The organism is Streptomyces sp. NPDC045470 (assembly GCF_040646595.1).
Classification (GTDB): Bacteria; Actinomycetota; Actinomycetes; order Streptomycetales; family Streptomycetaceae; genus Streptomyces.
This window is the reverse complement of the sequence record NZ_JBEZAN010000004.1, coordinates 368490-381406: the sequence shown is the minus strand read 5'-3', so window position 1 is coordinate 381406 and position 12917 is coordinate 368490. Positions and strand designations below refer to the sequence as shown.

At 71.9% G+C, this 12917-nt stretch carries 11 protein-coding genes; 9 read left to right on the top strand and 2 right to left on the bottom strand.

The window, feature by feature from the left end; translation table 11 throughout:
• Positions 1–241 precede the first annotated feature (241 nt).
• The gene (locus AB0A97_RS16035) at positions 242–1471 is read left to right on the top strand and encodes a transposase (RefSeq protein ID WP_361150177.1); all 1230 of its coding nucleotides are present in this window, start codon (positions 242–244) and stop codon (positions 1469–1471) included.
• Between the two features lie 102 nt (positions 1472–1573).
• Here the strand turns inward: AB0A97_RS16035 and AB0A97_RS16030 are convergent, their stop codons facing one another.
• Entirely contained in the window at positions 1574–2776 is a 1203-nt protein-coding gene (locus tag AB0A97_RS16030) for an NAD-dependent epimerase/dehydratase family protein (RefSeq protein ID WP_361149556.1), read from the bottom strand.
• 49 nt (positions 2777–2825) lie between these two features.
• Positions 2826–3440, bottom strand: coding sequence for a ScbR family autoregulator-binding transcription factor (locus AB0A97_RS16025; RefSeq protein ID WP_361150174.1), 615 nt, complete (start codon positions 3438–3440; stop codon positions 2826–2828).
• A gap of 215 nt (positions 3441–3655) precedes the next feature.
• Here AB0A97_RS16025 and AB0A97_RS16020 point away from each other — a divergent pair, with 215 nt between their 5' ends.
• From AB0A97_RS16020 to AB0A97_RS15985, 8 genes are all read left to right on the top strand, one after another.
• A complete protein-coding gene (locus AB0A97_RS16020) occupies positions 3656–4825 on the top strand; it encodes a ScbA/BarX family gamma-butyrolactone biosynthesis protein (protein WP_361149554.1) in 1170 nt (389 codons plus the stop codon).
• Positions 4826–5448: 623 nt separating this feature from the next.
• Positions 5449–5610 carry a hypothetical protein gene (locus AB0A97_RS16015; protein ID WP_361149552.1) on the top strand — a complete coding sequence of 54 codons (162 nt, stop codon included), beginning with the start codon at positions 5449–5451 and terminating at the stop codon, positions 5608–5610.
• A gap of 282 nt (positions 5611–5892) precedes the next feature.
• On the top strand, positions 5893–7170 hold the full coding sequence (locus AB0A97_RS16010; RefSeq protein WP_361149550.1) for a hypothetical protein: 1278 nt from the start codon (positions 5893–5895) through the stop codon (positions 7168–7170).
• Positions 7171–7383: 213 nt separating this feature from the next.
• Positions 7384–7905, top strand: a complete 522-nt coding sequence (locus AB0A97_RS16005; protein WP_361149548.1) for a hypothetical protein — start codon at positions 7384–7386, stop codon at positions 7903–7905.
• A 40-nt stretch (positions 7906–7945) separates the two neighbouring features.
• Complete coding sequence (locus tag AB0A97_RS16000; RefSeq protein WP_361149546.1) at positions 7946–9409, top strand: MFS transporter; 1464 nt, start codon at positions 7946–7948, stop codon at positions 9407–9409.
• Positions 9406–10314 carry a hypothetical protein gene (locus tag AB0A97_RS15995; protein WP_361149543.1) on the top strand — a complete coding sequence of 303 codons (909 nt, stop codon included), beginning with the start codon at positions 9406–9408 and terminating at the stop codon, positions 10312–10314. The genes AB0A97_RS16000 and AB0A97_RS15995 overlap by 4 nt, the downstream gene beginning before the upstream one ends.
• Before the next feature lie 96 nt (positions 10315–10410).
• Positions 10411–11013, top strand: coding sequence for a carbonic anhydrase (locus tag AB0A97_RS15990; protein ID WP_361149541.1), 603 nt, complete (start codon positions 10411–10413; stop codon positions 11011–11013).
• A gap of 17 nt (positions 11014–11030) precedes the next feature.
• A complete protein-coding gene (locus AB0A97_RS15985; RefSeq protein WP_361149538.1) occupies positions 11031–12662 on the top strand; it encodes a SulP family inorganic anion transporter in 1632 nt (543 codons plus the stop codon).
• Positions 12663–12917: the final 255 nt, after the last annotated feature.

Genomic DNA, 12917 nt, shown 5'->3' with positions numbered 1-12917 from the left:
CGGCGGCACCGGCAGGGCCCCGGCCGCCGGTTCGACCGGCCCCGCCGGGCGAACCGGAACCACCCGCGGGCCCGGCCGGGGCGAAGCCTCCGCCGCACCCGCGCGCCGCGCCGCCGCACCCGGCGACTCCGCCTCCACCGCCCCGGCCGGGACGTCCGGCTCGTCCGGCGCCTCCGTCCCGTCCGGTCCGTCCAGCACGTCCGGTCCGTGCGTGACATCCGAGATGTCCGAGGCGGCGGAGATGTCCGAGACCTTCGGGACGTTCGACACCTTCGCTGACGACCTTTTCGGACATCTGCCGCGTACCGACCAGCGCCGCTGGGCCCACGCGTACCTGCTGGCGCTGCTGACCACCGAAGGCAAGAAGTCCGTACGCCGGCTGGCCGCCGCCGTCTCCGACTCGCCCACCGCCTCGCAGTCGCTCCACCAGTTCCTCAACGCCAGCCCCTGGGACTGGAACCCGGTACGCCGCGAACTCGTACGCCGGGCGGAGGAGCCCGCACCGCCCCGGGCGTGGATCCTCGCCCCGGCGATACTGCCCAAGCGCGGCGGGCACTCCGTGGGCGTCCACCGCCGCTTCGACTCCGCCGCCGGACGGACCGTGAGCTGTCAACTGGCCATGGGGATGTTCCTGCCGGTAGGGGAGGCGGCCACGGCCGTCGCGGTGTCGGCGTCCGCCGCTTCGGGGGCCTTGGGGGCTTCGGGGGCCCCGGGGGCCGCCTCGGGTGGCTCGGGTGCATCGGGGGCCTCAGGCGCGTCGGCGGCATCGGCCGCCGCCGGTGACTGCGGTGGCAGCGCGACCGTGTCCGTCGACTGGCGGCTGTTCCTGCCTCCCCAGTGGGCCGACGACCCCGAGCTGCTGCGCCGCAACCGCATACCCGCCTCGGAGACGAACCACCCCCGCCCGATGTGGGTGCACGCCCTCGACCTCGTGGAGGCACAGGCCGCCCGCTCGACCTGCGCTCCGGCGCCGGTCGTGGCGGACCTGAGCGAGTACTCCGACTCCGTACGGCTCATCGAGGCACTGGCCCGGCAGGGACGCGACTTCGTCATCGCCGTGCCGTCCGCCACCGCGCTGGCCACCCCGGCCACGCCCGGCATGCCAGGCGACCCGGGCGCCCGCCCGCGCCTGCTCCAGTCCGCGCCCACGCCCGTACGCCTGCCCGGCTCGCACCACACCTACCGCGCCTTCACCGAGCCCGGACCGGCCGGCGCCCGGCCGTCCCGGATCTGGCTCACCAACATGGCGCACCGCCGCATGGGCCAACTGCTCGGCCTCGCCCGGCTGCACCAGTTGCCCACCGCCACGCTGCGCACCCTCGCGACGGACTTCGGACTGCACGACTTCGAGGGCCGCTCCTTCCCGGGCTGGCACCACCACATGACGCTGACCTCCGCGGCACACGCGTATCGCGCGCTGACCGCGGTGCCGGACGAGCAGACGCTGACGGCGGTGCGGTTCGTGTCCTGAGGGCGGGTCGCGGAGCGGGCCGCGGGGCGGGCCGGTTGAGGCGCGGGCCGGTTACAGCGCAGTCCGGTTCATGCGCGGGTCGGGATCAGCCGCGGTCCGGGGTCAAGCGCGGGTCTGAAGGTGGGAGCGGTACCAGTCGGCGGCTTCCGCGAGCCGTACGAGAGGGCCGGGGCCCGGGCCGCAGCCGGCCGCCGTCCACACCTCGTCGCTGCGGTACCAGTGGTCGGTGGCCAGAAGGGCGAACTGCCGCTCGCTCACCCGGCCGGGGACGGAGCCGAGGCGCGCCAGGCACGCGTCCCAGGAGAGGTCGGGGCCGAGGCCGGGACCGGGGCGGGTGTCGGCGTCGGGGCCTGAGGCACCCTGAGGTGAGGTGGCGTCCGGCCGCGGGAGGACGCCGTGGCCGATCAGGGTGTCCATGAGGTCCCCGTTACGTACGGGGGTGGGATGACTCGCGTGGTACACGCCACCGGGTCCCCCCTCCGGCGCGAGGGCCAGCCGCACGAACAGGCGGGCCAGGTCCTCGACCGCCACGACGGAGAGCAGGCCGCGCCCGCCGTCCCAGCGCCCCGGCACCCGGTGGAGCAGTTCGGCCAGCGCCGGCACCACCCACCGGTCGCCCGCGCCGAGCACCAGACCCGGCCGCAGCACCGTGCCGCCCGCTTCGAGCACCGGGCGTTCGGCGGCCAGGCGGGTACGGCTGGCCGGGGAGACCGGCGCGGGTTCGACCTCGCCCACGCCCGGGCCGGCGTGCGGCCCGGCCCCGTACACGGCGGCGGTGGAGAGCTGGACGATCCGGCCGACACCCGCCCGTACCGCTTCGCCCACGAGGGCCGCGGTGCCACGGACGTTGACCAGCTCGCAGCGCTCCTCGTCCCGGCCGATGTCCGAGGCGAGGTGCAGCAGGACGTCGGCGCCTTCGCAGACTCCGCGCAAGGAGGCGGGGTCGGCGAGGTCGGCGGCGCGCCATTCGACGGGGACGGTCGTGTCCGGCCGCGGGGGCCGGAGGGAACCCGGGGACCGGAGGGGGCGCAGGGACCGGAGGGAATCCGGGGACCCGGCGGGCTCCGGGGGCTCGGCGGGCTCCGGGGGCTCGGCGGGCTCCGGGGGCTCGGCGGGCTCCGGCGGCTTGCGAGCCACGGCGCGGAGGTGGATCGAGCGGGCCGAAACCGAATCCTGATTCGGAACAGACAGCAGTTCCCGTACCACCGCGGAGCCGATGAACCCGGTCGCCCCGGTCACCACCACCCGCCGGGGAGCCGTCACCGCCAGACCGTCCGCCACGTCGTCCACCACGCCTTTCGCCACGCCTTTCGCCACACTTTCCGCCGTCACCGTACGCGTCCGCGCCCCGCCCTCAGGCCGCCGCCCGCTTCCGCCGCACCGCGAGGTCGACCTGCCGCCTGATGTCCGGCGCGGCGACGCCCGGGAGGAGGTAGCGCCAGAGGGAAACGACGCGTTGGTGCAGGTCAGAGCGGCCGGTGGAGATCTGCGAGAAGAGCTGCGTACCGGTGTAGGCGCTGACCAGGACCCAGGCCAGTTCGTCCACGTTCACCTCGGGAAGCAGTTCGCCCTTCTCCCGCGCGGCGCGAAGCTGACCGCCGAACTGCTCGGCCCAGATGCGGTACGCGGAATCGTCCTGCACGCCGAACTCGCCCTGCTCGGCCGCGAGCCTGACGCCGGCCCGCAGAGTGGGGTTGGACTGCAGTTCCTCCGCCAGGTACAGGGTGATGTCGACCAGGCGCTGCAGGCCGTCCTCTCCGGGCGGCATCCGCAGGCCGTCGCCCTGCTCGACCATCACCGCCCTGGCCAGGGCTTCCTTGGACGGGAAGTGGAAGTACATCCCGCCCTGGGTCACACCGGCGCGCTTCATGATCTTGCTGATGCTGGCGCCGCTGAACCCGAACTCGTCGAAGACCTCGGCAGCCGCCCGGAGGATGACCTCACGTGTCCTGACCGCGCGCTCCTGCATGGACAGCACCAGCTCCCTCGACAAACAAAAAGAATAGTATTTATTTTATGAGCGCCGAGGCCCTCACGCGGTGACTGCTGAACCGAGCACGCCACGGCTCCTGTTGGTCACCAGGCGCCCTGCGGGACGGCAACGGCCCACCCCGGGGGCCCCGGCCGCACCACAAAGGACCGCAAAGGGCCGGGCCTGCAGACACTCCTCAGGGGGACACCCGTATGAGCATCACCGGCCGGCTTCCGGAGACCTCCGCACCCGCTGCCGCCCCCGGCCCGTGTCCGCGCACGCTGACCACCACCGTGCCCAAGGAGTATGTACACAAGACGGCGCTGTCCGAAGTCCTGCTCACCAGTTGGCAGGAGACGGCCCCGGACGTGCACGTCGTGACCGCGGAATGGCCGCGGGCCCACGCGTTCTACTCCTCCAGGAACCGGCTGCACGACCCCCTTCTGCTCGTCGAGACGATCCGCCAGACCATTCCGCTGCTCTCGCACCTCGCTTACCACGTGCCGTTCGGACACCAGTTGATCTGGGACCACTTCACCTATGCGCTCGAACCCGGCGTGCTGCGTACCGAGACTGCCCCCGCCGAGATCGAACTACGCATCGTCTGTTCCGGCATCAGGCGCCGCAGGGGCATCCTCAGCTCCCTGACCATGGACGTCGAGGCGACGCGGAACGGCGTCCACCTCGGCACCGCGGTCGCGCGTTTCACCAGCCACGCTCCGGCCGTCTACCGCCGGCTGCGCGGCGCGTACGGCGACGCCCGCGAGGCGATGGCCCGCGCGGTGCCGCTGCCGCCGCCGGTCGCGCCGCACCGGGTGGCCCGCGCCCAGTACGAGAGTGTGATGCTCTCCCCCACGGACACCCGCAACCGCTGGCAGCTCCGTACGGACACCACCCACCCGGTCATCTTCGACCACCCGGTCGACCACGCACCCGGGATGCTGCTGCTGGAAGCCACGCACCAGGCCGTCCATGCCGTCCTCCACCCGCAGCCGGTGATACCCGTCGGCTTGAGCACCGTGTTCGCCCGATACGCCGAACTGGACGCGCCGTGCTGGATAGAGGCCACGGTAATCGGCCGAGCGGGTACGGAGGGGGATCCGGGAGCGGAGGCAGGGTCGCCGTCAGGGGCGGAATCAGGAGTGGATTCCAGGGCCGAACTCGAAACGGAATCGGGAGCGCAATCGGGGGCGGGGCCGACAGCGCAATCGGGGGCGGAATGGAGGACGGAATCGGGTACGGTGCGCACCGATTCGTCCGGCCTCGTCCACGTACGCGTCACCGCGCGCCAGAACGGCCGGGAGCTGTTCACCGCAATGGTCAAGGCCCGCCCTCTGGTCCCGTCGCCACGTATGGCGCCGAGTAACGAATATGACGGCTAGTCAGGCGGAACTCCGCCGGGGACGCCGGGCGCAATCGCGCGAATCCACACAAGAACTCGCACGGGAACTCGCACAACACCCCACACAAGAACTCCCACACCTGCCGGAGCGGCTGCGACTACCGAATTCCGGGCGGAAGTACACGCACGGGCAAGGTGACCGAAAGGCCCGCCCCGGCGCGCCCGAACCGCCCTCCGCGGGGCCGCACACATCGCACGCCATCCCGCTACGACTTCGGGAGATCCATCAGACGTGCGGCGATTCACCCTACGTTCACCTCGTGGCCACCCTGTCGTAATCAAGTCGCTCCACACCGTTCCGGCCACTGGTCCTACTGTCATGTCCACGGCGTACCAGTTTCATGGTCCAGACCAGCAGCACACCGCACACCTATCGGCCGCAACCGGCTACTACCGGCCACGAAGCCCGTGCGAGCTGTGGCCATGACGGGAAGGATCAAGCCAAAGTGTCCGTTCGTGTCGGCGTTTGAGCCATCCCTCGATTGCGGGCCTTTGACGATCACTTGGTCTTTCTTTTACGTTCTAGGGAGCGGCACCCGCGCGACTCGCGTGGCTGATCATCGCCGTTTTCCACCATCCCCTGCCTTCGGAGGCTCGACGGACATGGAACAGCTGATCAAGAAGATGGCCCAGGACGGCGTCTGGCGCGAGTGGGTCGCCGTGAACTCCCCGCGCGCAGCGGGCAAGGACGGCTGCATCAGCGCGACGAAGTCCGGCTGCATCAGCGCGACCTCGGCCGCGCCCAAAACGGGATGTATTTCCTGACCGGGCGCTGAGCCTTCCGGGCGGGGAGCCGGCCGGCGGCCCGCACACCTCCGGCCGTCTCCCCGCCACTTCATGCAGCCGATCGCGGTCCGAGCGCGGTCCGACCGCCTTCCGACCGCCTTCCGATCGCGTTCCGGCCGCAGCCCGTTCGCAGCAGACCGGGTATGCGGATTCCGCGGATTCCGCGTGTTCCTCTCGTTTCCTACGCTTTGACACAGGTTCTCGTACGCCGCGACACCGATCACTCCCCGTCCGCCAGACAAGACAGACCTGAGGGTGACCATGGATGGCCAGCCGAGCCGGTCGGGACAGCCGACCGCCGACATCGTGAACCGGATAAGGGACATACCGATCTACCGCTCGTCGATAGAGCGGGGGCACTTCCCCATACTGGACAAGCCCGAGATCGCCCGGGGATTTCCGGACAACTGGATGACGCCGGTACTGGCCGACGCACTCGCCGCCGGCACCGCGGAGTACGTGCTCTCCACCGGGACCAACCACGCGCGGATGCAGATCATCCGGCCGCCGTACTTCCTGCTGAACTCGTACTACCAGCTCTGGAGCGAGCACCCGGACATCGCCGACACCTGGCACGAGGGGTGCCGGCGCGTCTCCCTCACCACGGTGCTGGCCACCGAGCACGTGGCACGCGTCAACGCCAAGAAGCACGGCCGTACCGCGCCCGCGCCCGTACCCGACCTGGCGGACCGGCGCCTCGACGAGCGCACCTTCTACGTCAACCTCAAGCTCGACCCGGCCCTCTGGGACCGCGCGGACGTCGAGCGGATGCTCGACGAGATCCGTACGGCCCAGCAGGCCCACCCGCACGGCCGCTACCACCTCGACTGCAGCAGCTACCACTTGGCGCACCTCGTGCGGAAGGTGACCGACTGGGACCTGTGGGACCGCTTCCCGCGGCCGGCGAGCATCGTGCACGCGTACGAGTACACGCCGGTGAACGTGCGGCGCTACCTGCACGAGCACTTCGACTGCCCGGTCATCGACCTGTTCGGCAGCACCGAGCTGGGCTACCTCTACTACAGCGACCGGCACGGCCGGTACCACCCGTACCTCGACAAGATGAGCGTCGAGCTGGTCCCGGTGGAGCCGGGCAGCCACCTCTTCAGCATGATCGTGTCGAGCGTCCGGAACCCGTACATGCCGCTGATCCGTTACCGCTCCGGGGACTGCGCGCGCACGGTCGACGGCACTCCGGACCCGGAGAAGATCTCCCGGTTCTGCGGCCGTGAGAAGGAGCTGCTCGCATCGGCACACGGCCAGGGCCCGGTCGCGCAGGGTGATCTCGACGACTGCGTCGGCACGGCCTCGTCCCGCGTGTTCGTCCACCAGTTGCACGTGCCCGACGACCGGAGCGGCGCCGAGCTGCGGTACACGACCTTCGACGGCGCTCCCGTGGACGCGGCGGAAGCGGCGGCGCTGAGCGCGGGGGTGGAGCGGCTGACGGGGCTTCCGTGCCGTGTCGAGCACCGCGCGCACCTTCCGATCGGGAAGTCGGGGAAGTACGCGTGGCTGGAGCGGGGACAGGCCGTCGGCTGAAGTCCGCGCGTTCGGGGCCGTACGGCTCGGTTCCGATCCCGTGCGCCTCGGTTCCGTTTCCGTACGGCCTGGTTCCGGATCCGAACGAAGCGGGTCCGATTCCGTACGGAGCGGCTCCGATTCCGTACAGCTCGACCCGTCGGAGCGGCCCCGAAGACATCCGCATCCACCGCACCGACGGTACCGACCCCACCCGAAGAAACCGGGAGCACCATGACCTCGCAGACGCAGGAACCGCACGTCACGACCGACGACCTCGTAGCCCTGCTCGGCGAGCGCCTGCACGCCGAAGTGGTCCGGCACTTCGAGGCGCTGAGCGACGCCGGGACGGAGTACGTGGAGCGGCAGGTCACCGAGTGCCTGCGCTACCTCTACCTCGTCTCCCGCCACCGCGAGCAGCTCAGTGGTCTCTTCCTGCCCGTCGAGCAGGACATCGACGAGATCTGGCACTACCTCATCCTCCAGACGCGCGAGTACCGGGAGTGGTGCGAGCAACGGCTGCCGGGACGGTTCTTCATCGAGCACCGCAGCATCGGCTACGACGCGTACCAGCAGGAGCCGGGGCGGGAGCAGGTGATCGAGGAGGCCCTGCGCTGGATACCGCTGTACGTCCGCGAGTTCGGCCCCTTCGACGAGGGCGCCCTGCCGCACTGGACGATCGTGCGCTTCCTGCACGACCAGTTGAGCATGTCGCTGCGGGACATCGCGGCGCTCCAGCCTGCCGGCGCGCCCTGAGCGCGCTATCGGGGCAGCCCGAGAACGAGGAAACGGACCTATGAGCGCTCGGCCCGGCACACCGGCACCACATGCCGCACACCACGCCTCACCGCACGGCCAGCACGGCCCGCACGGCCAGCACGGCGATCCAGCCGCGGAAGTTCTGGAGCCCCCGGAGCAGAAGCGTGTGCTCATCGTGCTCGCGCTGTCGCAGACGCTCAGCGGCGCCGGGCTGGCCGCGGGCATCACCGTGGGGGCCCTGCTCGCGGAGGAGATGCTCGGCTCGACGGGGCTGGCCGGCCTGCCCGCCGCCCTGTTCACGGGCGGGGCGGCGCTCGGTGCCGTCGGCATCGGCCGGGTCTGCCAGCGCTGGGGCCGGCGGCCGGGTCTCACCGCGGGGTACGCGACCGCCGGCCTGGGCAGCCTCGGCGTCGTCGCCGCCGCGGGCCTCGGTTCCGTATGGCTGCTGTTCCTGTCGCTCCTCGTCTACGGAGCGGGTACGGCGACGACCCTGATGGCCCGGTACGCGGGCGCCGACCTGGCCGCGCCGACGCGCCGGGGGCGTGCGGTGAGCCTGGTCCTGTTCGCCACCACGCTCGGCGCGGTGATCGGGCCGAACCTGGTCGGGGTGACGGGCGAGGTCGCGCACGGTCTGGGCGTGCCGCGCCTGGCGGGACCGTTCCTGCTGGCGGTGGTCGCGTACGCGGCGGCGGCCGTGGTGCTGGGGTTGTTCCTGCGCCCGGACCCGCTGCATCTGGCGCGGCGCCTCGCGGAGGCGGAGGAGCAGGCGAAGGAGGCGTCGGCTGAGGCGGAGGCGGCGAAAGAGGCGTCGGAGACCGCGGAGGCCGATGGCGTCGCGGCCGCCGCCCCCGCGGCCCGTGCCGACACCCGCAAGCTCGTCACCGGTGCCGCCGTCATGACCTTCACCCAGTTGGTCATGATCGCCATCATGACGATGACGCCCGTCCACATGCGGGCGCACGGCCACGCGACCGAGACCGCCGGGCTCGTCATCGCCCTGCACGTGGCGGCGATGTACCTGCCGTCGCCGCTCACCGGGATGCTGGTGGACCGGATCGGCCGGCTGCGCGTCGCCGCGGCTTCCGGCGTGGTTCTGCTCGCCGCGGGCGTCCTCGCCGCACTCGCACCGGCCCACTCCGTACCGGCGCTCGCCACTGCACTCGTGCTCCTGGGCATCGGCTGGAACTTCGGCCTCGTCAGCGGCACCGCCATCGTCACCGACGCCGTACCGCTGGCCACCCGCGCCTCGACGCAGGGCCTGGTCGACGTCGGCATCGCCGTTGCCGGTGCCACCGGCGGCATGGCGTCGGGGCTGGTCGTGGCCACGGGCGGCTACTCCACGCTGGCGCTGGGCGGGGGGATCGTGGCGCTGGGCCTCGTACCGCTGCTGGTGCTGAGCGGGCGTGGGGGGCGTGAGGAGCGTGGTGATCGCTCGGGTACGGGCGCGGGTGCAGGTACGCGCGCGGGCGCGGGTACGTCTGCGCCGGGGGAGCAGACATGAAGTACTTCAAGAGCCTCACGGGCCGCAAAGGCTTCCCTCAGTTGCAAACCCGTCCGGACACCGCCGGGCACCCCGCCCACTACACGGCCTCCAACCGTCCGCACAGCCCGCCGGGCACGGGGCCGGTCAGCGCGGCGGTCCGTACAGCGGCGCGCGCGGCGACGCGTACGGCCACTCGTGCGGCCTCCGCCACCGGGTACGCCACCGGGCACGCCACCAAGCCCGCCGCCGAGGCTGCCGTCGTCGCCCCGGCCGGCAAGCGTTCGGCAACGCCGCCCCGTATGCGGGCCGCTGCCCGCGTACGGCCTCCCGTCCGTCGCCACCTCCAGCACACCCAGAAACCTCGCAACACCCGCACCACTCGAAACGACCGCTCCACCCGCTCCACCCGTTCCACCTGGAGCAACCACTCCCCCCACCCCCTCAACATCCTCAGCGTCCTCGGCATCTTCATCGTGGCGCTGACCCTGCTCTTCTCCGGAACGGCAGCGGCCAAGGGCGGCAAGACCCCGACCCTCACGGCCGCCGGCGCCGCGCCCGTACAGGCCCCCGATCCCACCCCCACCCCGGCGGCTCCCCCGGGCGCGCACGGCACCCCCACCCAGGTGTCCCCCGCCCGGGCCGGCTCCACCACGGGCATCCAGTACCGGCGCGACAACGAACGCGATCCCGGGCGGGAGAAGGACAAGGACCGTAACCAGGCGCGTCGTTGCACGCGGACCGCGCCGGGCGCGCCGTCCCCGTACCACCGTCGGCTTCCGTCGCACCCGTGCGCGGCCCGGTCCTACCCGACCGCCGCCCTGTTCTCCGCACACACCGGCACCGCCGCCGCACTCACCACATCAAGACCAGGCGTGGCCACCCGCCCCGCCTTGCACTGTCTCCACTGCGTGTTCCGCTGCTGAGAAGCGCTGCTGGGGCTTCCTGCTCCGCACCAGTCGAACGGGTTCTGCCATGCCCCTCAATGGCACCACTTACCGACCAGCAGGAGACATTCCCTCGTGGAAACCTTCATCGAACATGCCCGCTCCTTCAACGCCCGCATCGCGGCCGCGCACGAGGAGCGTGAGACCTACCAGCGGCTCGCCGACGGCCAGTCACCGCTCGCCCTGTTCATCACCTGCTCCGACTCACGGATCATTCCGTCCCTGATCACCGGAGCGCTGCCGGGCGAACTCTTCGAACTGCGTACGGCGGGCAACGCCGTACCCGCGCACCGGCCGGACATGCCGGCCAGCGCGGAGGCCGCCACCATCGAGTACGCGATGCGGGTGCTCCGCGTCGCCGACATCGTGGTCTGCGGTCACTCGCACTGCGGGGCGGTCGGCGCCATGGCGCGCCGCGAGGATCTCGCCGGCGCTCCCGACGTACGCGCCTGGCTGACCCAGGAACTCTCCGACGAGCTGCCCGTGGACGAGGCGCCGACGGTCGCGACCGCGGTCCAGCGGCACGTCACCGAGCAAGTGGCGCGGCTGCGCCAGTACCCGTGCGTACGCGAGCGCGTCGACGCGGGCGAGGTGAACCTGCACGGCTGGTACTACGAGGTCCACACCGGCCTGGTCACGGCGCACCGGCCCGACACCGACACGTTCCTCCCCCTCTGACGGCGAAGGCGCCTTCCATGACACCGAAATCGAACCCGGGCACGACCACGGACGTGACCACGGGCGCAACAGCTCCCTCCCCGGCGCCCGGCACCGACGGCGCGCCCCACCCCACCCCTATCCGCCCCAAGAATCCCTCCCCCTCTACTCCCTCTACTCCCTCCCCCTCCTCCCCCTCCCCCCGCTGGCCCCACCTCCGGGCGGACTTCACCGCTTCCATCGTCGTCTTCCTGGTGGCCCTGCCCCTGTGCGTCGGCGTGGCCGTCGCCTCCGGCGTCCCGGCGGAACTCGGTCTGATCACCGGCATCGTCGGCGGCCTGCTCACCGGCTTCCTGCCCGGTAGCAGCCTCCAGGTCAGCGGCCCGGCCGCCGGGCTGACCGTCCTCGTCTTCGAGGCGGTCAAGGAATTCGGACTCGGCACGCTGGGCGCGCTCGTCCTCGTGGCGGGCCTCCTCCAGCTCGCCATGGGCGCGCTGCGCCTCGGCCGCTGGTTCCGGGCCATCTCCGTGGCCGTCGTCCAAGGCATGCTGGCGGGCATCGGACTCGTCCTGATCGCCGCACAGCTCTACACCCTCACCGACGCCAAGGCCCCCGGCAGCGGACTCGCCAACCTCGGCGGCCTGCCCGGCCTGGTCACCGGCACCGCGGGCTCCGGAGCCGCCCTGTCCGCCCTCGCGGTGGGCGCGGGCACCATCGCCGTACTGGTGCTGTGGCCCCGGTGGAAGCGCGCGGCCCGCATCCTGCCGGCCCCGCTCGCGGCCGTGGCCCTGGCCACGCTCGCGGTCTTCGCCCTCGACCTGCCCATAGCCCGCGTCGAGGTCCACGGCCTGCTCTCCTCCGTCCAGCCGCCCGGCGGCTCGGACTTCGCCCAGCTCGCGGGCGTCGGCGCGATCGGCACGATTCTCGCCTTCGCACTCATCGCGTCCGCCGAGTCCCTGTTCAGCGCGGCGGCCGTGGACCGGCTGCACGACGGGCCGCGCACGCAGTACGACAAGGAGCTGATGGCCCAGGGCGCGGGCAACACCGTGTGCGGCATCCTGGGCGCGCTGCCCATGACCGCGGTGATCGTGCGCAGCTCCGCGAACGTCAGCGCCGGAGCCCGCACCAAGGCGTCCCGCGTGATGCACGGCGCCTGGCTGCTGATCTTCGCGGCGGCCGTCCCGGCGGCCCTGGGCATCATCCCGGTCGCGGCGCTGGCAGGCGTACTCGTCCACGCGGGCTTCAAGCTCATCCCCGTACGCGACTTCGGCCCTCTGTGGCGCGAGCACCGCGGCGAAGCGGTGGTCCTCGCCGCGACGGCCATCGCCATCGTCGTCACCAACATGTTCGAGGGCGTACTGATCGGCCTGCTCCTCGCGATCGCCAAGACCGCCTGGGAGACCTCGCACGTCCACCTGGAGATCTCCGGCCTGGACGCCCCGTCCACCGAACCCGTCCAGGTACGCGCCCTCGGCAACGCCACCTTCCTGCGCCTCCCCAAGATCCTCGACCAACTGGAGGCCCTCCCCCACGACCGCAAGGTCACCCTCGACCTCACCGGCCTGCGCCACCTCGACCACGCCTGCGCCACCGCCCTCACCACCTGGACCACCCACCGCTCCAACCAGACCAACTCCCCCACCCCCGACAACCCGGCCCACGCGCCCTAATCACACGCCCACGCCGGCCCTGTAGGCGGCACTGACGTATCCATGGACGCCCACGCCCCCACCTGGGGCGTGGGCGTCTCCCAGTCGGGGCGTGGGCGCGCCCAGGTCGGCGCGTGGGCGCGTCCAGCTCGGCGCGTGGGCGCGTCCAGCTCGGCGCGTGGGGCTGCCACCCGGGGGCGCCGCGTCCTCACCTGAGGTCGTGGGCGCGTCCCACCCGGGCCCATGGGCGTATCCCCTCTCCGGGAACACTCCCGA